Source organism: Pedobacter sp. Leaf216 (assembly GCF_001421515.1).
Lineage (GTDB): Bacteria > Bacteroidota > Bacteroidia > Sphingobacteriales > Sphingobacteriaceae > Pedobacter.
Window position 1 is genome coordinate 87,660 of record NZ_LMKM01000037.1, and the last position, 25,116, is coordinate 112,775.

At 38.0% G+C, this 25,116-nt stretch carries 24 protein-coding genes; 14 read left to right on the forward strand and 10 right to left on the reverse strand.

Annotated features, from left to right (window positions below; all coding sequences use genetic code 11):
- Positions 1–33 precede the first annotated feature (33 nt).
- From ASE74_RS22995 to ASE74_RS23045, 11 genes are all read left to right on the forward strand, one after another.
- The gene (locus tag ASE74_RS22995) at positions 34–1,677 is read left to right on the forward strand and encodes a glycine--tRNA ligase (protein ID WP_055914704.1); all 1,644 of its coding nucleotides are present in this window, start codon (positions 34–36) and stop codon (positions 1,675–1,677) included.
- Positions 1,678–2,041: 364 nt separating this feature from the next.
- Entirely contained in the window at positions 2,042–2,917 is an 876-nt protein-coding gene (locus ASE74_RS23000) for a DUF6252 family protein (RefSeq protein ID WP_235526202.1), read from the forward strand.
- A 271-nt stretch (positions 2,918–3,188) separates the two neighbouring features.
- The gene (locus ASE74_RS23005) at positions 3,189–3,596 is read left to right on the forward strand and encodes an AraC family transcriptional regulator (RefSeq protein WP_055914709.1); all 408 of its coding nucleotides are present in this window, start codon (positions 3,189–3,191) and stop codon (positions 3,594–3,596) included.
- A gap of 86 nt (positions 3,597–3,682) precedes the next feature.
- Positions 3,683–4,447: an SDR family NAD(P)-dependent oxidoreductase gene (locus ASE74_RS23010; protein ID WP_055914712.1), complete on the forward strand. Its 765-nt coding sequence runs from the start codon at positions 3,683–3,685 to the stop codon at positions 4,445–4,447.
- A gap of 189 nt (positions 4,448–4,636) precedes the next feature.
- The gene (locus ASE74_RS23015; protein WP_055914715.1) at positions 4,637–5,326 is read left to right on the forward strand and encodes a CAP domain-containing protein; all 690 of its coding nucleotides are present in this window, start codon (positions 4,637–4,639) and stop codon (positions 5,324–5,326) included.
- Between the two features lie 129 nt (positions 5,327–5,455).
- The gene (locus ASE74_RS23020) at positions 5,456–6,976 is read left to right on the forward strand and encodes a catalase (protein ID WP_055914718.1); all 1,521 of its coding nucleotides are present in this window, start codon (positions 5,456–5,458) and stop codon (positions 6,974–6,976) included.
- Between the two features lie 140 nt (positions 6,977–7,116).
- Positions 7,117–7,629 (forward strand): GtrA family protein, encoded by a 513-nt coding sequence (locus ASE74_RS23025; RefSeq protein WP_055914721.1) that lies wholly within the window; start codon positions 7,117–7,119, stop codon positions 7,627–7,629.
- A 423-nt stretch (positions 7,630–8,052) separates the two neighbouring features.
- Positions 8,053–9,834: an aromatic amino acid hydroxylase gene (locus ASE74_RS23030; protein ID WP_055914726.1), complete on the forward strand. Its 1,782-nt coding sequence runs from the start codon at positions 8,053–8,055 to the stop codon at positions 9,832–9,834.
- A 253-nt stretch (positions 9,835–10,087) separates the two neighbouring features.
- Positions 10,088–10,789, forward strand: coding sequence for an SDR family oxidoreductase (locus tag ASE74_RS23035; RefSeq protein ID WP_055914729.1), 702 nt, complete (start codon positions 10,088–10,090; stop codon positions 10,787–10,789).
- 52 nt (positions 10,790–10,841) lie between these two features.
- On the forward strand, positions 10,842–11,216 hold the full coding sequence (locus ASE74_RS23040) for a DUF4870 domain-containing protein (RefSeq protein ID WP_055914733.1): 375 nt from the start codon (positions 10,842–10,844) through the stop codon (positions 11,214–11,216).
- Positions 11,217–11,333: 117 nt separating this feature from the next.
- Entirely contained in the window at positions 11,334–11,879 is a 546-nt protein-coding gene (locus ASE74_RS23045; RefSeq protein WP_055914736.1) for a C40 family peptidase, read from the forward strand.
- Here the strand turns inward: ASE74_RS23045 and ASE74_RS23050 are convergent, their stop codons facing one another.
- From ASE74_RS23050 to ASE74_RS23065, 4 genes are all read right to left on the reverse strand, one after another.
- Positions 11,880–12,485, reverse strand: a complete 606-nt coding sequence (locus tag ASE74_RS23050; RefSeq protein ID WP_055914739.1) for a YdeI family protein — start codon at positions 12,483–12,485, stop codon at positions 11,880–11,882.
- Positions 12,486–12,509: 24 nt separating this feature from the next.
- Positions 12,510–13,397 (reverse strand): flavin reductase family protein, encoded by an 888-nt coding sequence (locus ASE74_RS23055; protein WP_055914741.1) that lies wholly within the window; start codon positions 13,395–13,397, stop codon positions 12,510–12,512.
- Between the two features lie 226 nt (positions 13,398–13,623).
- Complete coding sequence (locus tag ASE74_RS23060) at positions 13,624–14,619, reverse strand: fumarylacetoacetate hydrolase family protein (protein ID WP_055914744.1); 996 nt, start codon at positions 14,617–14,619, stop codon at positions 13,624–13,626.
- Between the two features lie 65 nt (positions 14,620–14,684).
- Positions 14,685–15,140: a hypothetical protein gene (locus ASE74_RS23065; protein WP_055914747.1), complete on the reverse strand. Its 456-nt coding sequence runs from the start codon at positions 15,138–15,140 to the stop codon at positions 14,685–14,687.
- Positions 15,141–15,419: 279 nt separating this feature from the next.
- Here ASE74_RS23065 and ASE74_RS23070 point away from each other — a divergent pair, with 279 nt between their 5' ends.
- Both ASE74_RS23070 and hppD read left to right on the forward strand, forming a co-directional pair.
- Complete coding sequence (locus ASE74_RS23070) at positions 15,420–16,586, forward strand: homogentisate 1,2-dioxygenase (RefSeq protein WP_055914750.1); 1,167 nt, start codon at positions 15,420–15,422, stop codon at positions 16,584–16,586.
- A gap of 112 nt (positions 16,587–16,698) precedes the next feature.
- Positions 16,699–17,829, forward strand: a complete 1,131-nt coding sequence (hppD, locus tag ASE74_RS23075; protein ID WP_055914753.1) for a 4-hydroxyphenylpyruvate dioxygenase — start codon at positions 16,699–16,701, stop codon at positions 17,827–17,829.
- Positions 17,830–18,059: 230 nt separating this feature from the next.
- On the opposite strand, the gene ASE74_RS23080 is transcribed toward hppD, so the two are convergent.
- On the reverse strand, positions 18,060–19,796 hold the full coding sequence (locus tag ASE74_RS23080) for a thiamine pyrophosphate-dependent enzyme (protein ID WP_055914756.1): 1,737 nt from the start codon (positions 19,794–19,796) through the stop codon (positions 18,060–18,062).
- A 410-nt stretch (positions 19,797–20,206) separates the two neighbouring features.
- Between ASE74_RS23080 and ASE74_RS23085 the strand changes: the two genes are divergently transcribed.
- Positions 20,207–20,659: a hypothetical protein gene (locus ASE74_RS23085; RefSeq protein ID WP_055914759.1), complete on the forward strand. Its 453-nt coding sequence runs from the start codon at positions 20,207–20,209 to the stop codon at positions 20,657–20,659.
- A 66-nt stretch (positions 20,660–20,725) separates the two neighbouring features.
- Here the strand turns inward: ASE74_RS23085 and ASE74_RS23090 are convergent, their stop codons facing one another.
- The 5 genes from ASE74_RS23090 to trxA form a co-directional block, all read right to left on the reverse strand.
- Positions 20,726–21,244, reverse strand: coding sequence for a thioredoxin domain-containing protein (locus ASE74_RS23090; protein WP_055914763.1), 519 nt, complete (start codon positions 21,242–21,244; stop codon positions 20,726–20,728).
- Between the two features lie 2 nt (positions 21,245–21,246).
- A complete protein-coding gene (locus ASE74_RS23095; RefSeq protein ID WP_055914766.1) occupies positions 21,247–21,708 on the reverse strand; it encodes a redoxin domain-containing protein in 462 nt (153 codons plus the stop codon).
- A 70-nt stretch (positions 21,709–21,778) separates the two neighbouring features.
- Positions 21,779–22,696: a DUF58 domain-containing protein gene (locus ASE74_RS23100; RefSeq protein WP_055914768.1), complete on the reverse strand. Its 918-nt coding sequence runs from the start codon at positions 22,694–22,696 to the stop codon at positions 21,779–21,781.
- A 649-nt stretch (positions 22,697–23,345) separates the two neighbouring features.
- The gene (locus tag ASE74_RS23110) at positions 23,346–24,563 is read right to left on the reverse strand and encodes a PQQ-dependent sugar dehydrogenase (RefSeq protein WP_055914774.1); all 1,218 of its coding nucleotides are present in this window, start codon (positions 24,561–24,563) and stop codon (positions 23,346–23,348) included.
- Between the two features lie 126 nt (positions 24,564–24,689).
- Complete coding sequence (gene trxA / locus ASE74_RS23115) at positions 24,690–25,010, reverse strand: thioredoxin (protein ID WP_029275428.1); 321 nt, start codon at positions 25,008–25,010, stop codon at positions 24,690–24,692.
- Between the last annotated feature and the right edge of the window lie 106 nt (positions 25,011–25,116).

Genomic DNA, 25,116 nt, shown 5'->3' on the forward strand with positions numbered 1-25,116 from the left:
AACCCTGCACCTTTTTATTATCTTTGCTGCATTATGGCTCAAAAGAATAACGACGAACAATTTAAAAATGTAATATCACACGCTAAAGAATACGGTTTTGTATTTCAGAGCAGCGAAATATATGATGGCTTAAGCGCTGTTTACGATTACGGCCAATTGGGTGCCGAGTTAAAAAACAACATTAAAACTTACTGGTGGAAAGCCATGGTGCAAATGCACGAAAACATTGTAGGAATTGATTCTGCAATTTTTATGCATCCTAAAGTTTGGAAAGCCAGCGGACACGTTGATGGTTTTAACGATCCCATGATCGACAATAAAGACTCTAAAAAACGTTACCGTGCCGATCAGTTATTAGAAAATAAAATTGATGAACTATATTCAGAATTGGCCAGTTTCAGTGCAGAAAACAAAGCTAAATTTGAGGAGTTTCAGCAAGAAATATTAGGATTAAGTGATGAAGGACAGGCAGCATGGATTCCAAGTTTTAAAGATGAGGCTACCATTTTAGACCATGAGAAATATCCTTTTGTTGATGAAACAAGCTGGAGATTTGTTAAAAAAGGTTTAGCACTTGAGGTGGAAATGAACCTGGCACTTAAATCAGAAAACCTGGCACAGTTAAAAGATTTAATTGTTGGTTATAAAGTAATCTGCCCGATTTCTAAAACCTCAAACTGGACAGATGTACGGCAGTTTAACTTAATGTTTAGCACACAATTTGGTGCTATGGCAGAAGGAAGTGATGAAGTTTATCTTCGTCCGGAAACAGCGCAGGGTATTTTTGTTAACTTTTTAAATGTTCAAAAATCTGGCAGGATGAAAATTCCTTTCGGTATAGCGCAAATTGGTAAAGCTTTCAGAAATGAAGTAATTGCACGTCAGTTCATTATGCGTATGCGCGAATTTGAGCAGATGGAAATGCAATTTTTTGTTCGCCCAGGTGAAGATAAAAAATGGTTTGAATACTGGAAAGATGCCCGTTTAAAATGGCACAAGGCTTTGGGTACTGCTCCTGAAAAATACCGTTACCACGATCACGTTAAACTTGCGCACTATGCCAATGCTGCAACTGATATCGAATTCGAATTCCCATTCGGATTTAAAGAGGTTGAAGGAATCCATAGCCGCACTGATTTCGATTTAACGCAACACCAGGAATTTTCGGGCAAAAAAATGCAGTATTTCGATAACGATTTAAATGAAGAAGGTAAACCTTATGGCAATTACGTTCCTTATGTAATCGAAACTTCAATCGGTTTAGACCGCATGTTCCTCTTAACCATGATCAATGCTTTTGAAGAACAGGATTTAAGCACCGATGATAAACAGGATAGCCGTACATTATTACGTTTACACCCTGCTTTAGCACCTTATAAAGTAGCTGTTTTTCCTTTAACGAAAAAAGATGGCTTACCTGAAAAAGCACGCGAAATTATGGATGCGCTTAAGTTTGATTTCAACTGCATTTACGAAGAAAAAGATGCAATTGGTAAGCGATATCGCCGTCAGGATGCGGTAGGAACTCCTTTCTGTATCACGGTTGATCATCAAAGTTTAGAAGATAATACCGTTACCATCCGTCACCGCGATAGCATGGATCAAGAACGTGTAGCCATCGCAGATTTAGGGATTATTATAGGTTCGGCAGTAAGCTGGAAAACTTTGTTGGCATAAAAAACATAATCTGTCATCTCGCGCGAAGTGCAACGAAGCCGAGAGATTTAAAGATAGATCTCTCCATTCCACTGCGTTTAAGTAGAGATGACGAAAATTTTACGAGGTCGCAGGTTTTAAGCTGCGACTTTTTTTTATGCCACACATATGGATTTAGCCGAACGTAATCCGTTTCAAATAGAACTAAAAAATAAAGTGCGTTGCTAGTCTGATAAAAACTCATGGAATATTGATTTCCACACCTTTGAAATAAATAAAATTGAACTGGTTTATAACGATTGGTACCAACGAGAAAGATTTGTTCAAAAATTGCATCAGTTTTCTTTATCTTAGCCTATCAATTAACCATAACAAATTAACACTCGTGAAATTACCTTTCAAACTATCCCTATTGGCATTCGTATGCCTATTAATTACATCATCCTGCAAAAAAGAAATCGATTATCATCAAGATTGGGTTACATCAACCATGAGTGCAAAAGTTGATGGTACTTTGTTGCAATGTACCATAACTACGGCCCAGGTTTATGATGCTGGCGGAAAAATAAGCGCACAAATTTCGGGTTTTAAAGGCTCTACTGCATTTACATTAATAATTAGCGATTTTAAAGGCGTAGGCACTTACAGTTTATCCGATTACAATTTAGCTACTTATCTTACCGGTACATCCTTCGCTCAGGATGCTTACATTGGAGGTAGTGCTGGAACAATTAAAATAACCAGTTATTTAGCGGATAAATACATTAAAGGCACTTTTGAATTTAAAGGTGAAAATGTATCTACTTTAACAGTTAAAACCATTACCGAAGGGCAGTTTAATATCAGTTTGGTTCCTGTTAAACTCCCTGAAACCAACAATAGCACTAATAATTTAAGTGCAAAGGTAGATGGTACCACAATTGGATTTACCGGAGAAGCAACATCAACCAATGCTCCCATTATTGGCAACTTCCTTACTATTGTAACCATAAATGGTGATAAACGTATGATTCTTGGCGTTTTAGGTTATAAAGGTGTAGGCACTTACGACTTTTCAACGGATGGGTCTGCAACATATATGAAAGATCAAAGTCCTACAGGTTCATTTACGGCAACAAGCGGCTCGTTAGTAATTACGAGTGAAACTGGCGGAAAACTTAAAGGAACGTTTTCATTTAAGGCACCCAATGAAAATTCTACAATCAATACATCGGTAACTGTTACTGACGGTACTTTTGACATGCCCTATAGCAAAAAATAAGAGCTGATTTTCTTAAATATGAAGGGCAGCATTATCATTAAAGATTTGTGATCATGAGCTTGTCGAAGCCTATTTAAATACCCTTAAAGTGTTTCGACAAGCCCAAAATGACATAATAATTTAAAGAGAAATAGTTTTATAATGCATCCTCTTTTGTTATAATGGAAATTAATAGCCGTAATCCTTCAGTCACAAAAGGCAAATGCCCAGTGTGTAATTTCTTATTCATTTTACCGAATGGTATATTTGTTTAGCGATCAAAATCATTTATATGAATATTCCACAGAAGTTTTTTGCCCGTCGACATGAAATTGCGGCAGATTATTTAAAAGAATTAGATAAACATCTCGACGATATTGTATCTGGCCGTGCAACTGAAATGTTTGAGGTAAGGGATTTTGCCGATTTAATCCATGTACATCCAACTCACCTAAGCAACACCATTAAAGCCGCTACAGGCCATTCGCCATGTTTCTTTTTCGAAGAGCGATTAATGGAAATTTCAAAATCGATGTTGCAAAATGTAAGTATGCCCATTGCAGAAATTGCACGGATATTAACTTATGATCCATCCAACTTCACCAAGTTTTTTAAACACTTTGCAGGCCAAACCCCAAAACAGTATAGGGAGGCTTATTTTGAATCTTTGGCAACAAAAAAGGAAATTATCACCATATAAAACTTAAGCACTCACCATTTTTACTTAAGCTATCACCATTTTTACAGCATATTTCCATCTAATTTTGTTTAACAAATTAAAAGAAAATGGAAACACAAAATAAAATTGCCCTGGTAACCGGCGGTAGTCGCGGATTAGGAAAAAATGCAGCCTTAAAAATCGCTTCTAAAGGGATAGATGTAATTATAACCTATCAATCCAAAAAGGAAGAAGCAGAACAAACCGTAAAAGAGATTAAAGAATTCGGCGTTAATGCAGCTGCTTTACAGTTAAATGTAGCCGATAGCACTACTTTTGATGCTTTTTTCGCTGAAGTTAAAAACGTGCTAAAAACTGTTTTTAATGCAGAAAAATTCGACTTTTTAATAAACAATGCAGGCGTCGGCATCCATGCTTCTTTTGCCGAAACCACCGAAGAACAATTTGATACTTTGGTAAATATCCATTATAAGGGTGCTTTCTTTTTAACGCAAAAAGCCCTGGCCTTATTAAATGATGGAAGTGGGATTATTAACGTTTCCAGCGGCTTGGCACGTTTTGCTACTCCGGGTTATGCGGCATATGCAGCTATGAAGGGTGCAATGGAAACATTAACCAAATACCAGGCAAAAGAATTAGGCGCAAGAGGAATCAGATCGAATATTATTGCTCCAGGAGCTATTGAAACCGATTTTGGGGGTGGTGTTGTACGCGACAATGACCAGGTAAATGCAGGAATTGCTGCTAATACCGCTTTAGGCCGTGTAGGCTTGCCAGATGATATTGGTGGCGTAATAGCATTCTTATGTACTGAAGATGCAAGATGGATCAATGCCCAACGCATTGAAGCTTCAGGCGGTATGTTTTTATAATCATAAACGTAGCTTTTGACCATGAATGCACTAAGGCACCAATGTTAATAGCTTGGTATTTTGGTGTATTTGTAGTTATTTTTTTGCCTAATTGAATAATAAAGGCTTAACCCATGGCATAACGCCAACTAAAATCCGTTAAACAGAAAATAATCCGCATCAAACGGCGTTATCCATGAAAATCATCCCATGTTTAAAATACTGCTACCAGCACTCTTTGTATTCCTTATAATAGGCCATGCCAATGCCCAAAAGTGGACAGATGCCGAATTTCGTAAAGCAAATACCGCAGCAAATGCAGCTTACTTAAGCAACGAAGAAAAAAACATAGTGATGTACATGAATCTCATCCGAATTGATGGAGAAAAGTTTTACTATACCTTTTTAGAAGATTACATTAATAACTACAATGCTAAAGTTCGCCAATATAGAAACTACAATGAACTTAAAATTACACGGAACAACTCTTACTATACCTCTTTATTGAAACATTTACGGGGTATCAAAAATTTGCAGATGTTTTATCCTGATGATAAACTTACCTCGTTAAGCCGCAACCATGCCCAGGATTTAAACAGAAATAACCTCGATACACATGAAAGTAGCAATGGCGATAAATTTTCGAAGCGTTTATCTAAATATTTTCCTAATAAAGCCATGAGCGAAAATATCGATTTTGGTTATTCGAACAGTTTAGATATTGTATGCCATTTGTTGTTGGATTGTGGTGTACCATCTCTTGGTCACCGCTTTAACCTATTGGATCAGAAATACAAACTCAATACGGTTGGCGTAAGCATTCAGCCGCATCCTTCTTACTCCTGGTGTGCAGTGATCGATTTTGTTGCGCAACCTACATTTTACACTAATAACCAATAAATTATAGTAGATTTATCTGTTGCATTTTTTTATAAATGCAACAATTTTCTCTATGTCAAAATAGAAAAAAACTATTTATTTGCTTGCGAAAATTACTCCATTTTTATACCAGATTACAAACCCTAAACGATGAGCGAAAAGAAAAAGCTAACAAGTGCATCGGGCATTCCATACGCAAATAACGAAGATAGCATGACGGTTGGTCCACGTGGCCCGATTCTGATCCAGGATTTCATTTTACACGAAAAAATGGCTCATTTTAACCGTGAGCGGATACCTGAACGGGTGGTACATGCAAAAGGATCTGGTGCTTATGGAACTTTTACTGTTACCCACGACATTACAAAATATACAAAGGCCAAACTCTTCTCCGAAATTGGGAAGCAAACCCGTACTTTCTTACGTTTTTCTACTGTTGGCGGCGAAAAAGGTTCGGCTGATAGTGAACGCGATCCGCGTGGCTTTGCGCTTAAATTTTATACTGAAGATGGAAACTGGGATTTGGTTGGTAACAATACACCCGTTTTCTTTGTGAAAGATCCGAAAAAATTTGGCGATTTTATCCACACCCAAAAACGCGATCCGCAAACAAATATGAAAAGCCCGACCATGATGTGGGATTTTTGGAGTTTGAATCCTGAAAGCTTACACCAGGTATTAATTTTAATGAGCGATAGGGGAACACCATTTTCTTACCGCCATATGGATGGTTTCGGCAGTCACACCTTCTCTTTTTACAACAATAAACATGAGCGTTTTTATGTGAAGTTTCACTTTAAAACTAAACAGGGTATCCAAAACTTCACCAACAACGAAGCTGTTGACATGAAATCTCAGGATCCTGACCATTCGCAACGCGATCTGTTTGAAGCCATAGAAAGAGGTGAGTTTCCGAAATGGACACTTAAAGTGCAGATTATGCCTTTTGATGAAGCCAAAACTTACCACATTAATCCATTCGATTTAACCAAAGTTTGGCCACACCGCGATTATCCTTTAATTGAAGTGGGTGAATTGGAATTGAACGAAAATCCTGACAATTATTTTGCGCACGTAGAGCAAGCCGCCTTTGCTCCTGCACACGTAGTGGATGGCATTTATTACTCGCCGGATAAAATGTTGCAAGGCAGGATTTTATCTTATCCGGATGCACAACGTTACCGTTTGGGTGGCAATTACGAACAAATTCCGGTTAACCGATGTCCGTTTATGACCAATAATTACCAGCGCGATGGTTTAATGGCAGTTAATGGTAACGGTGGATCGAACCCAAATTATTTTCCAAACAGTTTTGATGATATTGTGGTTGATGAAAGCTATAAACAACCCGCCTGGCCTTTAGAATCATTATTGGCCGATAGTTACAATAGAAATGTTGAAGGTGAAAACGATCATTATACGCAACCAGGCAACTTATTCCGTTTAATGGATCCCGAAGCCAGAAAAAATACCATTGCAAATATTGTAAGCGCAATGGGTGGCATAAATGGTGTTAAAAAGGATGAAATTGTAAACCGACAGCTTTGCCATTGGTTTAGAGCAGATATGAGTTTAGGCCTGGCCATTGCAAAAGGTTTGGATTTAAATTTAGACCAAGCAATGGAAGGTATGGTGCATGCAGATCCGCCGCATAAAGCCACTAACGGATAACGGTATTAAAATGTCTCCCAAAATTGGAGGCATTTTTTGTTTCTATAATATTCTGTATAAAAAATTACCTTTGCGCTAATAATGATATGCGATAGCTCGTTTTTGATCATTTGAGCTTTTAAATTTAACTTTGAACCCCAATGCGTAATGCAATTTTAGCCATAATAGATTTTTTCTACCCTCCTTTTAAAAAATATATCTCTCCACATAATTTCAGGTATTTGGCTACAGGTGGTGGCACTTTATTATTGGGTATACTAAGCTATTATTTCGCTTACTTTTTCATTTTTAAAACAGCGGAAGTAAATTTTGGAGTAATTGTACTTCAGAGAGAAACCGCATCACTACTGGTAGATTATTTAGTTGCCATACCAACCAGTTTTTTGCTGAATAAATATGTAATATTTACGCACAGTGAACTAAAGGGCAGGGTTCAGCTTTTTCGTTTTTTAAATCTTCAGTTTATCAACATTCTTGCAACATATGTTTTTTTAAAGTTTTTATTGGAGCTTTTAAGAGATTACCCCGCTTTATCTATTTTATCGAGAATATTAGTTTCTGTTTCAATGGCACTTTTCAGTTACCTGTATCAACACTATTTTACATTTAGTGTAAAAAAAATCGGGGATAAAAATGAAAAGAAAAATCAATAATTCAGTTTGGCAATAGCATTGTTTTGCCACGGAGACACAGAAAGCACGGAGAACTATATCGTCCTCGTTTGTAACGAGGAAGATTTAAGTTTCGTCATTGCGAGAAGGCTTTTTCAGCCGACGAAGCAATCTTTATGGCAAGGCTCACTAGCATGAATGATTGCTTCGTACCTCAGCAATGACGACCGCTTTACTAAAACATGTCAGTGGTAGCGTAGTCTAAGAACAGTAAAAAGATTTGGCAAAAAGGCATTCAGAACCTCTCCGATGAAATTCCATCATTCCTTCACTAACCATTAATCTTTCTTTTTTACCACCCAAAACCTTTATTACTTTAACCTGTTAATTAATCCTGTTGCTTACTTGTTAAGATAAAAACAACAAGCTAACTTAGCTGCCGACCAACTTATTTTCAGAATAACCATGAGCCATTTAAATGATTTTAATAATGCGCAGGTAGCAAAATTGCCCAATCATTTGAAGCAATTTATTGTTGACCAGAATTACGCAAAATATACGCCGGTTGATCAAGCAGTATGGCGTTACGTAATGCGCCAGAATTACAGTTACCTAAAAAATGTTGCTTATTACCCATATATAAAAGGTTTACAGCGGGCTGGCTTGAGTATTGAGCACATTCCTGATTTACAAACCATGAATGATAATTTGGGTAAAATTGGTTGGGGGGCTGTAACGGTTGACGGATTTATTCCACCAGCTGCTTTTATGGAATACCAGGCTTACCGTGTTTTGGTAATTGCTGCCGATATCCGCCAGATTAACCATATCGAATATACTCCGGCACCCGATATTATACACGAAAGTGCAGGCCATGCACCTATTATTGCTGATGCCGATTATAATAATTATCTAAGTTATTTTGGTTCAATCGGGGCCAAAGCCATGTTTTCGGCCAAAGATTTCGAACTTTATGAAGCCATAAGAAAGATTTCTATTTTAAAGGAAGCTAATGATGCCGACGAATTTCAGATTGCTAAAGCAGAAAAGGAACTCCGCTACATTAATGATAATATGGGCGAACCTTCTGAAATGGCATTGCTTGGCCGCTTGCATTGGTGGACGGTTGAATATGGTTTGATCGGCACATTAGAAAACCCAAAAATTTATGGTGCAGGCTTACTTTCTTCTATAGGTGAAAGTGCAACCTGCATGCAGAATGAGGTAACAAAACTTTGGTATAACATGGATACCATTAATTATCCATACGATATTACCAAACCACAACCACAACTTTTTGTAACTGAAACTTTTCAGAATTTAATTGATGTTTTAGAAACTTTTGCCAACACCATGGCTTTTAGAAAGGGCGGCACAGAAAGTATTATGAAAGCCATTGCCTGCAAAAATATAGCAACAGCAGTTTACAGCTCGGGCTTACAGGTGAGCGGTATATTTACCGATATTGGTGTCGGCATGAAAGATGAAGTAACTTTTATTAAAACAACTGGTCCATCTGCATTGGCCTTTAATGGCAAACAACTAATTGCACATGGAAAAGATTACCACGCCGATGGATTTTCTTCGCCGGTTGGTAAATTAAAAAACAGCACAAAGGCTTTAGAAGATAATAGCACACCAGAATTACAGGCTTTAGGTATTATTTTAGGAGAAAAAGCCGAACTTTTATTTGAGAGTGGCATTAAAGTGGTTGGGCTTGTTAAAGATATTTTATTTAAAGAAAATAAATTGATTTTAATTGCTTTTAAAGATTGTACTGTTACAGAAAGCAACGGAAATATTTTGTTTAAACCCGAGTGGGGCATTTATGATATGGCAGTAGGCGAGAAAATTATCTCGGTTTTTAATGGCGCGGCTGATAAAGATGCCTATGAAGAAATTACTTTAATCAGTGGGGAGAAAACCCATCAAATTGCCTACGATGGTAAAACAACAAAGCTACATGCTTTATACCAAAAAGTAAGGGAGATTAGGGAAAGTGGAGAAAACCTGGATATGCTTTCTGAAATTTTCGCGGAATTAAAAACCGGCCACAGGCAAGATTGGCTTTGTGCATTAGAAATTTTGGAGATTGTTTACCATAAAAAGATTTACCACCAACTTGAAAAAGAAGTTCAGGTATATTTAGAAATTAAAGCAGGCAGGGAGTTAGACCATTCCAAACTGATCAGTGATGGCTTGCATGTGATTAAAAATCCGGTGAGCCAATTGCTTGTTGACGATTGAGTACATTGAGAATGGAATAGAGAATTAAATTGCTTATCCAACAATGCTCTTTGCAAACAAAAACTATAATGAGGCTTAAAATCGGTCGTAATCCTGAATTATTTCATGGTATTATGCAAAATAGTTGTTGATTCTGAAGATTCCGTTCAGCATAACGAAACATTGCTAAAATATTATGAATTTTCTTTCAAGCTAGAATTATCTTAGGCTAAAACATTCCAATCTTTTAACTTTACAACAAATTAAAATTTTAATGAACATTATAATTACAGGTGCTAGTAGTGGAATTGGGTTCGAAACTGCTTTAGAATTTAGCTTACAGAAAGAAAATAAAATAGTTGCTATTGCCCGTTCGGCTGATAAGCTACGTAAATTGTTGGAAATAGCTAAGGGCATTAATCCTGACTGCACCCTTTTGCCAGTAGAGTTTGATATTGTGAATGATGATTATGCAGCCTTATTGCCATTTTTGAAAGAGCGTTTAGGCACAGTTGATATTTTGATTAATAACGCTGGTGCATTGATTAACAAACCATTTTTAGAAACTACAGAAGTTGATTTGGGTGTAATGCTCCAAAGTAATGTAATTTCACATTTCAAAATGATTCAGAGTGTTTTACCCCTATTGCAAAATGGAAGCCATATTGTAAATATTGGCAGCATGGGCGGTTTTCAGGGGAGTATAAAATTCCCTGGTCTTGCTGCCTACTCTGCAAGTAAAGCAGCCTTGCACACTTTAACTGAATGTTTGGCATTTGAATTGGCCGAAACCGGAATCAAAATTAACTGTTTGGCATTGGGATCGGCACAAACTGAGATGCTAGAAGCTGCTTTTCCGGGTTATCAAAGTCCGGTTATGGCCTTTGAAATGGGAAAATATGTGGCTGATTTTGCAAAAACAGGGCATAAGTTTTTCAATGGAAAGATTTTGCCGGTAGCGGTTACTACGCCTTAATATTCATATTTTTTAGTAATTTACAAGCCTAAACGGAAAACTAAAAAAATCTATGGAAACAAACTCCCCTTTTAAAACTGTCGATAACGGAAAAAATGCAGCGATAGTAAGCTATTTTTGGTTTATCGGATGGTTAATAGCCTACTTTGCAATGTATAAAGATAATCAGACCGAGCTCAGCAGGTATCACTTAAAGCAGACTCTCTTATTTCATTTAGTATCTACTGTATTAAGTTGGGGGTTAAGCTTATTATTTATTCCAATAATATTAGCTACAGACCTTGGAGGTATCTATTATATCCTTCGTATTGTCCAGATCGGACTTTTCGTACTGTGGATTATCGGATTAATCGCTGCAATACAAGGTGAAAAGAAACCAATTCCACTCATCGGAGATAAAGCACAAACGATGTTTCCAAGTATTTAATCGAAGCCAAATATTTTAAATGAGAGTCTGGGTTACAAATCTCAGACTTTTTTGTTTTAACTCGTTTTCAACATTTTAACCGACTTTAGATATTTTTTATATCTTTGGTTCCAACATATGAAGAAAATAATAGTCCCGATTTTGTTTTTCATTTTGTCTGCTACGGCAGGAAAAGCCCAAACAATCTTACCCGCACAGTACCAGGAGTTGGTAAAGAAACTTGTTGCCACCCTTCCTAAAGAGGTAACCGTTACCGAAAACAATTCTACAACAAACTCAACATCACTTATCGATTTTGCCAAAAGCATGCTGGGAATTCCCTATCGTTATGCCACCAGCAACCCAAAGGTTGGCTTTGATTGTTCTGGCTTTGTTAGTTATGTTTTTAGCAATTTCGGGTTCAAAGTGCCACGCTCATCGCGCGAATTTAGCTATGCAGGCAAAGAAACGAGCTTGGAAAATGCAAAAGTAGGTGATGTGTTAATTTTTACAGGAAGTAAGTCGAGAGTAAGAAGAATTGGTCATGTTGGCATTGTTTATTCAATTGATGAGAACGGGATTAAATTTATCCACGCATCGTCGGGCAAAGCACACCAGGTAACAATTACCGATCTGGATGGTCATTATAAAGCCCGTTTTATGAAAATTGTGAGTATTCTTTAGTTATTTTTTATACTTCCACATCCTCGTTTTACCTTCGGCAAGCCATTCTAATGTGGTATCCAATCTTTTTAATCTGGTTGCTTCGGTTTTAGCCTCTTCCAGCCATAATACATAATCTTTTTTATTGGATAAACTGAAATTCTGGAACACAGCCATTGCCTGGGGTGCTTCATTTAAGGCCTCTATAAAATAATCTGGCAAAATGAGTTCTTTTTTCTCTGTAGATTTTGGTTTTGGTGGCAGTTTAATATTGTCCTCATTTAATTGAATTGCCTGCTGGATATAAGCAATAAGAATTTCATCGGGAGGTAAATCATTAAAAGAAGTTATTTTACCAAGCAAGCCCATTGCATTAGAACGTTCTTTAAAAATACTATATTCATCTTTCATCAATGATCCTTTCCAAAAGCCAAAGGCACAATGATTTTTAAAAGATGCCATATGGCAAACCGTTCCCTTGAAATCGAAAAAGGGCATCCCCCACTTAATTTTTTCTTCAATCCGGGCATCGGCTTTATGTATAAGGTTTCTTAAATGATCCAAAATTGGAATCGCAAATTCTGCCGAGTTTATGATGTACTGATCTACCTGAACAATTGTATGCATAGTTAAGTGATTACCTTAATAAATTTAAAGCAAAACTATTTTTAAAGCAAGTTCTACATCTCCGAAATTGAGAAACTTCTTTGCAAGCTCATGCAGTTCCCTTTCGCGGTTGGTGCTATCGCCGATAGTAGCATCCAGCACCTCTTTAACATCTGCGTGATTGCTTACCAGATCAATTTCCTCGTCGCTGGGTAAGTGTTCAACATTGCCTAACCTCCCTAAATCATTTCCGGTTAATACTTTCGAAAAACGGACGGAGTGAGGCAAACGATCTACCCCTATACCCAGTTTAGCCAATGGTTTTGCAACCTTAAATAGGTTATTGTCTGTAACCCTACAATACCAATCGCCACCTAAACGCGCCACCAGATCGATCTTATGCTGATCTATTCTATTATTTTTATCTAAAATATCCTCGTTAATATGAATCAGCTTAATTTCTGCCAGAACAAGATTGCCGGCACCATGGTTATTGCCCAATGAAATTACTTCATTCACTACACACTCAAACTGCACCGGCGCTTCCGCCACTCTCGGTGGTTGTACCATCTCAGATTTTAACATCGTAAAACCCGCTTTTTCAAATTCATTAACCCCTTTTGCATACTCAGTACTGGCCAAACTCATCTGCTGTACCATATCATAATTCACAATATTGATTACGCATTCTTTTACCCGAAGTACGTTTTCTAAAGTATGTTTGGTGGTATTATCGCGAACCCTTCTGGATGGAGAAAACACACAAATGGGCGGCTTTGTGCTAAACATGTTAAAGAAACTGAAGGGGCTTAAATTGATATTCCCATCAGCATCAATGGTTGAGGCAAAGCAAATTGGCCGCGGAGCGATAGCGTATTGTAGATAATTCTGTAAATCTACAGCAGAAAGATCGGAGGTATTTAAAGTCAACAATATTTACACAGGTTAAATTGTGGTTTAAATGAAGATTATAACAACCAAAGTTTGGCATTTCGAGCGTTGTGAAACCTTGGTCGGTAAAGCAAAAAAGATAGATTTTTAACCTGCTCTGCAACAATCAACGGATTAATTTAACCTACCTAAATGAGTGATCAGGATGTCAGCTGACTCCATGAACCACGAATAAATGATAACAATGCTTATTGTTTGAGCGCATATATTATTTCTTCAAACCTAAGATAGAAAAATCTGTATCAGCTTTTGTAATGGTATTGGTTAGTGCGCCGAGGCCTGTAATTTCCATTTCCACCACATCGCCTGGTTGCAACCACTGTACTTTGTAATTGGGATCGTTAAGCAAACCTGTACCGTTTAATTCTAAAAAACAGCCTGTACCTACCGTACCGGAGCCAATTACATCACCTGGAAGAATATCGACCCCATAAGCACAACGTTCTATAATTTCGGCAAATGTCCAGTCCATATCTGCTGCATTTCCTTTCGAAACTTCGATACCATTAACGCGGCAGGTCATTTTAAGGTCGTATGCATTACCCACATGGCCTTCTTTGGGTGCAACTTTATATTGCAACAATTCATCTGGTGTTACCAGCCACGGACCAATTACGGTAGAGAAATCTTTTCCTTTTGCCGGGCCTAAATTCAGGAGCATTTCTTCCATTTGTAAGGTGCGCGCACTCATATCGTTCATTACCATATAACCGGCAATGTACCCATCGGCTTCTGCAGCTTTTACGTTTCTCCCCTTCTTACCGATTACAACGGCAAGCTCAAGTTCAAAATCGAGTTTATCAAAATGATCTGGCATGCATTCGATTTCTCCTGTGCCTTGAATGGCATTATGATTTGTGAAATAAAAAATCGGATACTCATCAAACTGAGGAATCATATCAACCTTTCTGTTTCTCCTTGCGGCCGCAACATGCTGCCTAAAAGCGTATCCATCTCTGCAACTTGTAGGGTGAGGAACAGGTGCTAAAATTTCATAAAAAATTTCCTCTTTAGCTGTTAAACTTCCTTCTTTTATTTGATCATCAATCTTTTTTGCCCGTTCCATCAATACCTCTCCACCCAGCAAAAACGCGTTCATATTATCTGGAATAAGCTTATCGCAGCTATTTAAGTTATAGATATGTCCACTTACAAACACACCAAGATGCTCTCTGTCTTCGGTTTTATAGGATACTAGTTTCATATATCATTTGGTTAAATATGCGGTAAAGCTAAGCAATTAGGGCATTCAAAATAAACTTAGTCGTATTATTTTAACACGGTATATTGCTTTAGGTTTGATTTAATCAGTGGAAAATCTTTTGCCTGTAAACCTTTGTAATTTTTTTTATTGGAGAACAATCCTCCGATCAACAACCCTCCTGAAACGCCAACAGGCACTCCCGCAGCAATTAGCACTACAGATTCTACCAACTTATCGCTCTTGGCAGCCAATACAAAAAAAGTTAAACCTCCGGCAATGGCTAAGGGTGCTGCAATTCCTTTCCGGTGAATGTACAACGCGCTAATGCTATCGGCACTGAGTTTTACGGTATCCCTTCGGTTTCTGATTATGGTTACACCATCATCGGCAGCAGCATAAAAAGAACCTCTTGTGGCGTTGCCACTCCGATCTACAACCCTAACTGTGTATTTGGCTCTTTGTTGTGCATTTACGGTATAACTTAAGGCTATACAAATTAAAAATGTAAAAATTAACTTCATAAAATAACGGGGCTATATGCAATTAAAGGTAAATTAAAATTTCAACTTTTAAATAAAATACTTACCTTGGCAGCATTAAAACCATGATCTTAAAAGCATTACATATTAACTTAGTGAACGACGCCATAGCTGCCCGTCGCTATAAGATGCTATCTAAGCTGATCATGGCTCAATATTCTCTGTAATTTCCTCTACCCTTTCTTGCTAATTGAAACGCATTTCCGTTTTAATTGTTAATTCATTAGGATTTTTCTTTTCTAACCATAACATCATTTAATTATGCCTATTTATCATAAATTGGGGCAGATTCCAGCTAAACGCCACACGGTTTTTCGTAAACCTGACGGAAATCTTTATGCAGAAGAACTCGTATCAACCGAAGGATTTTCGAGTTTATATTCGCTGGTTTACCATTGCCACCCACCAACAATTGTAAAAAATTTAGGTGAGCCTTATAGCGTAGAACCCACTATTGCCCGCGAAAAGCACTTAAAGCACACCAGTTTGATCGGTTTTAACATTAAACCTGAAGACGATTTTCTGAAAAGCAGAAAAGCTGTTCTGGTAAATAGCGATCTGCATATTGTTTTGGCAGCACCAAGAAAATCGATGACGGATTATTTCTACAAAAATAGCCAGGCCGATGAAATGATTTTTATCCATGAAGGTTCGGGGAAATTGAAGACAGGTTTCGGCGAGATCAAATTTGCTTATGGCGATTATCTGATTATCCCCAGAGGAACCATTTACCAGATGGAATTCGATAACGAGCAGAACAGACTGTTCATTGTAGAAAGTTTTAGTCCGCTTAGGCCGCCAAAAAGATACTTAAATCAATTTGGCCAATTGATGGAACATGCTCCCTATTGTGAGCGCGATTTAAGATTGCCCGAAAACCTGCAAACGCATGATGAATATGGCGATTTTAAAGTGTTGATTAAAAAGCAGGGCTTTATTTATCCATATACTTATGGTACACATCCTTTCGATTATATAGGCTGGGATGGTTACCATTATCCATACGCGTTTTCAATACACGATTTTGAGCCGATAACAGGCCGTTTACACCAACCACCTCCTGTTCATCAAACTTTTGAAGGGCACAATTTTGTGGTATGCTCTTTTGTTCCGCGGAAATACGATTACCATCCAGATTCTATTCCGGCCCCATATAACCATAGCAATGTAGATAGCGATGAGGTGCTTTATTATGTTGATGGCGATTTTATGAGTCGGAAAAGTGTAGTTAAAGGGCAAATTACCTTACATCCGGGCGGTATTCCTCACGGGCCACATCCCGGCACCGTAGAAAAATCAATCGGAAAAGAAAAAACAGATGAGCTGGCAGTTATGATCGATCCTTTTAAACCGCTAATGCTTACGCAAGATGCATTGGATATTGAAGATGAGAATTACCATAAAAGCTGGCAGATTAACGTAGAGTAAAGCTAGGATGATTAAGATTTCGGGATTATAAGATTTAAGCTCTTTAAAGTAACATGCACAGTTAACCGATTTAAACAATTAAGCGGTTAACCATTTAAAAATAACAACAACAATGGAAACACAAACATTCGCAGAAAAAATATCGAAAGCACCAGATTTTCTGCCAATTAACGGAACTGATTATATTGAATTTTATGTGGGCAACGCTAAACAAGCGGCCCACTACTACAAAACTGCATTTGGGTTTCAAAGCCTGGCTTATGCCGGACCAGAAACTGGCGTACGTGATCGTTCATCATATGTATTGCAACAGGGTAAAATCAGATTGATCTTAACCACAGCATTAAAATCAGATCATCCCATAGCAGAGCATGTAAAAAAACATGGCGATGGGGTAAAAGTATTGGCCCTTTGGGTAGACGATGCCTATAGTGCCTTTGAAGAGACCACAAAACGTGGCGCGAAACCCTATCTGGCTCCTCAAACATTAACGGATGAAAACGGAGAGCTTAAGATGAGTGGCATTTATACTTATGGCGAAACTGTACACATGTTTATTGAGCGTAAAAATTATAACGGAACCTTTATGCCAGGTTACCGTGTATGGGAAAGCGATTATCAACCTGCTGATGCCGGTCTTTTATATATCGACCATTGTGTAGGTAATGTAGGTTGGAACCGCATGAACGAGGCTGTACAATGGTATGAGGATGTAATGGGATTTGTAAATATTTTATCTTTTGATGATAAGCAAATCAATACTGAATATTCGGCGTTAATGAGCAAAGTGATGAGTAACGGAAACGGATATTCCAAATTCCCGATCAACGAACCTGCAGAAGGTAAAAAGAAATCGCAGATTGAAGAATACCTTGAATATTATGAGGGCGAAGGTGTACAGCATATTGCCGTGGCCACCAAAGATATTGTTACAACCGTTAAAGAGCTAAAATCGCGTGGTGTAGAATTTTTAAGTGCTCCACCTGAAGCTTATTATGATATGATGCCACAGCGTGTGGGCAAAATTGATGAAGAAATAGCCTTATTGGAGAGTTTGGGCATTTTGGTAGATTGTGACGAGGAAGGTTACTTGTTGCAAATTTTTACCAAGCCGGTAGAAGACCGCCCTACCCTGTTCTTTGAGATTATTCAACGCAAGGGAGCACAAAGTTTTGGCGCGGGTAACTTTAAAGCCTTATTCGAATCTTTAGAGCGTGAGCAGGAATTGAGGGGAAATTTATAATACAGGGATTCCTCATATTATTTCGTCATTTCGAGCGAAGTGCCACGAAGCCGAGAAATCTTTTTAGATAGATCTCTCCGGTCTGCTGCGCCTCAGTCGAGATGACGTTTTTTTATTTAGCTCGTCATTCCCGCGCAGGCGGGAATCTTAATGCTTATGAAACATTAACATGCATTAAGATTCCCAATCAACCCGATAGCTATCGGGTAGGAATGACGAAACTTCTCTAACTACAACACTTCCCCTAAATGTTTATAATTTGATTTTATCGTATCCAAAACTTCGCTCATTTTTCCGCCAAGCATTAACTTTGCCATCGATTCTGTCATCCCTTTAACCTGCGCCCATTCTATTTTTGGTGGCATCGCTAAAGCATTGGGATTAGTCATAATATTTAACAAAACTGGTCCATCTTCAATTAGCGCATGACTAATCGCAGTTTCAACTTCTTCAGGCTTAGAAACTGTAATTCCTTTAAAGCCCATGGCCTGCGCCACCAATGCAAAATCCGGATTGATCATATCGGTTTCATTATCAGGCAATCCATCAACTTCCATTTCTAATTTCACCATTCCTAAAGCCCTGTTGTTAAATACAATTAGTTTTATAGGAAGATTATATTGTTTAATGGTAGCCAGATCGCCCAAAAGCATTGATAAACCACCATCACCACAAAGTGCTATAACCTGTTTTTCGGGATGCGCCAAAGCAGCGCCAATTGCCATAGGCATGGCATTCGCCATCGAACCGTGGTTAAAAGAACCTAACATTTTGCGTTCGCCGGTTCCATCAATAAAACGTGCACCCCAAACACAGCACATCCCGGTATCTACGGTAAAAATGGCATCCTGAGCAGCCAATCTGTTTAGGGTTTCAGCTACAAATTCGGGTTGAATTTTATTTTCTTCTCCCCTATCTTTAACATAAACCTGTTGTCTTTCTATTACTTTCTGATAAAACTCAAGCTGAGCTTTCAGGAAACTTTCATCCTTTTTTTCTTCCACAAGAGGCAATAATGCGCTAACAGAATCACTTATATTTCCACATAAACCCATGGTAAGCTTTGCTCTTCTCCCCAATCGTTCAGGTTTTTCGTCAATTTGCACAACCTTGTTCTTTTCGGGCATAAAGTTTACATAAGGAAAATCGGTTCCTAAAAGCAATACAACATCTGCTTCATGCATGGCATGGTAACCCGATGGCTGACCTAAAAGCCCCGTCATTCCAACTTCATAAGGATTATCGTATTGAATGCTCATTTTACCACGGAATGAAAATCCTACAGGTGCCTTTAGTTTCGCTGCCAATGCTACTACTTCGTCATGGGCTTCGGCGGCTCCTATTCCGCAATAAAGCATAATTTTCTTTTCACTGTTTAACAATTCTGCCAGGGTATTCAGCTCCATATCGGATGGACGGATTACCGGTTTATTATTAAACAGCTGCATGGCGGTTATACTTTCTACAGCATCCATTTGGGCTACATCGCCGGGCAAACCGAAAACGGCAACACCTTTTTTATGAATGGCGTGTTGCACAGCGGTTTGAAACATTCTTGGTGCCTGTGCAGCAGTTGTGGCTACCTGGTTGTAGTAACTGCAGTCATCAAATAATTTTATGGTATTGGTTTCCTGAAAAAAGTCCATCCCAAACTCACTGGTTGGGATAGTGGATGCAATGGCAATTACAGGAACATGCGAACGGTGGGCATCGTAAAGGCCGTTAATTAAATGAACGTGGCCCGGGCCGCAGCTTCCGGCGCAGCAAGCAATGCCATCAAGTTCAGCTTCTGCTGCTGCGGCAAATGCACCTGCTTCTTCATTACGGACGTGGATCCATTTAATTTTACCGTTTCTTTTTACCGCATCATTAAAATAATTTAAACTGTCTCCAGTAACGGCATAAACTCTTTTTACGCCAACTTCAACCAGCATTTCAACCAGTTGTTCTGCCACATTTTTACTCATGAAGATATTTTTTAATCAGGGATTGTTTAAGATAACATATAAAGAGATTAAGCACCAATATTGTTTTTATTATACCTACAAAATAAGCCAAACTGACTCAACAAAGACTTTTTATCCTAAGTTGTAACATAAGTATCGCATTAGGGAATGGATAAAGTTTTCTTCACTAAAACTTCATAAATGAAGTGCACCTTTGAAATAACAAAACACGAAGCGATTTCAATTTTGTTAAATTCTAAAAACTCATAATTAGTTTTTTAGTTTTCCGGTTACCCTTATCTGATACCTCATGTATTGCAAAATACATGAGGTTTTTTTATGCAAAATGCGGCTCTATGAGGGCATAAATATGCAGTAGGTTTAATCTTAAAAAAAAGCAATAACTTTCCGTTATCACAACTACTCAAATTATGCTTACTAAAGGATTCGGAATATTATTAATTATCTGTTTTGGAGCTTTTGAAATGCAATTTCAGAATATGAGCAAAAAAGTAAGACATGAAAAAATTACGGCAGCTCAAAAACCTGAACCCTCAAAATCAATGTTAAATGACACCACTTACAGGCGAAAACCTGTTTATGTGAAAGAAATCAAATATATACGCAACAGCGATTTAGGTACATTTGCTAAAATCACAATTAAAAACACCACCAAACAAGTTATCACTGATATTTCTTTCTACTTGGATGGTTATGTGGCCAAGGGCTGTAATAAAAAATATCATATTAAACAGCAGATTAACCTTAAACCAAATGAAAATTTAATCATTTCCCAGCGTTTAGTAAAGGATGATTGTGAGGTTCATGTAATCAGAGACATTCGTATCAAATACACTTTAAATGTTAACTTTACGCTCGACTAAAAAAGGCTTGCTCATAAATCAACAAGCCCGTATATAGGAAGGTTTATTGCCATTAAGCATTTTATTTTACCCGGCACTTTCGTTCAGCATCTGATAAAGATCTGTTGCTCCACCATCAAACTTAGTTCCGTTTACATAAAATGAGGGCGTACCATTTACACCGCTTCGTACACCGCTGTCAAAATCATCTTCTATTTTCGTTTTAATTTCAGCAGAAGCACTGTCTTGCTGAAACTGCTCCAAATCCAGTCCAATTGTTTCGGCCAGTTCATCAAATAAATCAGCAGTTAACCGGTATTGGTTTTCGTAAAGTGCATCATGCATCTCCCAAAATTTACCTTGTAAGCCAGCTGCTTCGGCTGCTATTGCGGCAGGGAAAGCCAACTCATGTGCATTGGCCAAAGGAAAATGCCTGAAGATGAATTTAATCTGATGTCCGAAAGTTTCTTCAATCTCTTTTATAATCGGGTAGGCATCGCCACAATACGGGCATTGGTAATCGCCAAATTCCACAATGGTGATGCTTGCAGAATCATCACCTTTAATGTGATCCTGGTTACTTACTTCAGGTTTTAATGAGCTCATAATTATTTTTTGCTTAATTCTTCCAATGCATCCAAAATGCCATCGGCACCAGGGTTAACCGCTATCGGAGATAAATAACTCCATGCAATTTTACCTTCCTTATCAATTACAAACAGTGCACGTTTACTTTCGCCAAGTTCATCGTCGTAAGCGCCATAAGCTTTAGAAACTGCTCCCTTTGGTTCAAAATCGGCCAAAAGTGGAAAATGTAACTTTCTATTCTCTTCAAAAGCAAGGTGACACCATACGCTATCTACAGAGATACCAAAAATCTGCGCATCGTGCTTATCAAAATATTTTAACATTTCGTTATATAATGCCATCTGGTCGCTGCACACCGGGCTCCAGTCGGCAGGATAAAAAGCCAGGATTACATTTTTACCTTTAAAATCTTTAAGTTTTATTTTTTGATCGGGTGTAGCATTCAATTCGAAATCTGGTGCTGTAGCGCCTTTTTCTAACATATCAGGGAGTTTTAAATTTGAATTGTTATTAGTTTAACATTGCTGGCCTCGGGGTTGTTTTGTAAAAAAATTAGCCTAATTTCTGCCGCTTAATTAAGTAAGATTGTAGAATAGGATAATAACCTTCATGTATATCGGCATCGATCAAATCGATTTTATACTGGGCGCATTTCAAGGCAATTTGCTGGCGGTAATCAGTAACCGCAGCCATGTAATTGTCTTTAACCTGGTTGGTGTGCACTTTAATAGTTTCGCCGGTTTCCATATCGATAAACTGGTAAGGTCGGTTTTCAAATTCGAAATCAACCTCTTTTGATTTATCTACCACATTAAAAACCACAACTTCGTGTTTATTAAATTTTAAATGTTGCAGCGCATCAAAAAACTGATCGGTTTTATCGATACTGGTTTGCGTATTAAAAAGATCACTAAAAATAATAACCAGCGAGCGTTTATGAATCAATTCGGCAACCTGGTGCAGGGCCTCGCTTAAGTTGGTTTGTGCATTTACGCTTGGTTTCTGCAGCAGCTCCTCCAACTGGGTAAATAAATATTTCTGGTGTACAGTAGTCGATTTTGCTGGCGAATTTAAAAGGATTTCTTCCGCAAACAAGCTCAAACCAAATGCATCGCGTTGTTTTTTAAGCAGGTACATTAATGATGCCGCAGCCTTTATAGCAAAAGTAAGCTTGTTATTTTTTGGCTCGGGGAAATACATCGAAGAAGAAACATCGATTACAAACTGGCAACGGAGATTGGTTTCCTCCTCAAAACGTTTGCTGTACAATTTATCGGTTTTAGCATATAATTTCCAATCAATATTTTTAACATTATCACCATTATTGTATTGGCGGTGCTCAGCAAACTCTACCGAAAAACCATGAAAAGGGCTTTTATGCAGGCCTGTAATAAAACCTTCTACTACTTGCTGGGCAAGCAGTTCTAAATTACCATAACTTGTTTCGTTTTCGTAGTTTACAGCCTGCATATGGTAAAGCTAATAAAAGATTTATAAATAATCTGCTCAGGTATTAAAAACCTAATTAAAGCGTAAAACAGGAAACGGCGAACTGGTAATTGGTAGTTGTTAATTTTTAACTGCGAAATGGCTATTGTGAATTGCAAACCAAAAACTATCAACTCAAAATTGATAATTGTTAACTGCTCACTGATAAGTATAAACTGCAAACTAATAACTATTAACTGAAAACGGATAAGGGCAAACCGATAAGTATAACTGCAAACTAATAACTGTCAACTGAAAACTGTCAACTGAAAACTGAAAACTGATAAGGGCGTTTCCCAAGCTGCGCAAGGGGGCGGGCTTTACAGGGCTCCGCTTCGCTCCGGTACCGATGAAATATCGGCACTGAACCCTTACAATCCCTAACGCAAAACCCAGCGCATTACAAGGTAAGCGATAATCCTAATTTCAAGGTCTGTGTATCCACAAACTTTTAACATTAAATCGATCACTACATCTTAAAACGAGTTGTTATTAATTGTATACGGAAAACGGCCCCAAAAACCCCGATAAAAGAAATGAGCCCTCCTTTGCAAAAAAAGTAAAGTGATTTAAAACAAAAATCCCGAACTCAATAAATGAATTCGGGATTAGTATTTAATAAATTATATTATTATTTCTTCGCTATTCTATACAAATGTCCGTTATCGGTAACCGAATAAAGTGCACCATCTTTACCCTCTACCATATCGCGGAAACGTTCGCCTTTGCCTTCCAGTAGTCTTTCTTCTCCAACGATCTTATCGTCTTTAATTACCAAGCGGATAATGTGCGAACCACCTAAACCACCCACAAATAAATTCCCTTTCCATTCAGCAATTTTAGTGCTGTTGTAAAAAGCAATGCAACCCGGTGAGATACTTGGATTCCAGTAATAAACTGGTTGTTCCATGCCTTCTTTTTGCTGAATTCCATCCCCAACTTTCTTTCCGCTATACTCAGTTCCATAAGTGATGATCGGCCAGCCATAGTTTTTGCCTGGTTTAATGATATTTACTTCATCGCCACCCTTTGGTCCAAATTCAGCCTCCCATAAGTCGCCTGTTAACGGGTTTATGGCCAAACCATCAGGATTACGGAGTCCATAAGCATAAATTTCTGGTTTTGCATCTCCTTTTCCTGCAAACGGACCGTTTGGAACCGCTTTACCATCAGTGGTAAGGTGAAGGATTTTCCCTAATGAAGAATTTAAATACTGCGCCTGGATTCTGATATCGTTTCCTGAACGCTCACCGGTACTTACAAATAAATTGCCGTTTTTATCAAAAACAATCCTTGAGCCATATTGAAGTTTACCGCCATAAGCAGGGCCGGCACGGTAAATAATGGTTTGGTTTTCTACCGTAGTTTCATTAGCAGCCAGTTTTCCTTTGGCAATGGCCAGTAAAGAACCTTTTTCCTGTGGCTCTGAAAAAGCCCAGTAAATTATTCTGTTTTTTGCAAAATTAGGGTCTAAGGTTACATCCAATAATCCTCCTTGCCCAGATGGATCTACTTTTGGTAAGCCGGTTATCTTTTTGCTTAATTTACCATCAGGCGTAAGAATAACCATGGTACCTTGCTTTTGTGTAATTAAAAAACCACCATTCGGAAGCACTGATATCGCCCATGGGTTCTCTAACTTTTCGTTGATAACCGAAATATCCAAAGGGGTTTTGGTTTTTACACCTGCAATTCGGGTTTGCCCGGCAAAGGCGGGTTTATAATCAGCCGATGGTTCATTGGTTTCAACAGGGTTTTGTGCAGCTACACGTGCTATATTTGCACTGTTTAATGCCAAACCCGCCAATAAAATACCTAAAGTTTTATTGCTAAATAAGTTAATAGACATGGTTGTTAGTTTTTTATTAAAGAAACAAAATTATGTTTGCAATAAAAAACCCAAATTCATCAAATGAACCTGGGTTTTAAATATGTTACAAGCCTTTGGGCTTGGTGTTTCTGCTTTGAGCTTAAACTAAGCCAGTTGCTTGTTTAATTTTTCTGCCAATACTGATTTTGGAACAGCACCAACTTGTTTATCTACAACCTGACCATCTTTAAAGTATAATAAAGCCGGAATGTTACGGATACCAAACTGCATTGAAATTTGAGGGTTGTTATCAACGTTTACTTTTCCAACTACCGCTTTACCATCATATTCTTTAGCGATTTCTTCTACTACTGGACCAACCATGCGACAAGGGCCACACCATTCTGCCCAAAAATCTACTAATACGGGTTTATCTGATTTTAATACAAGCTCCTCGAAGTTTGCATCTGTGATTTCTAATGCCATAATTATTTTTTTTATGTTCAAATATATGTATTCAATTGTAATGCCAACACATTTCCAATGTCAATTTGACATTATTCTGAGGTAGAGGCAGGAAGCGGTATGCGTG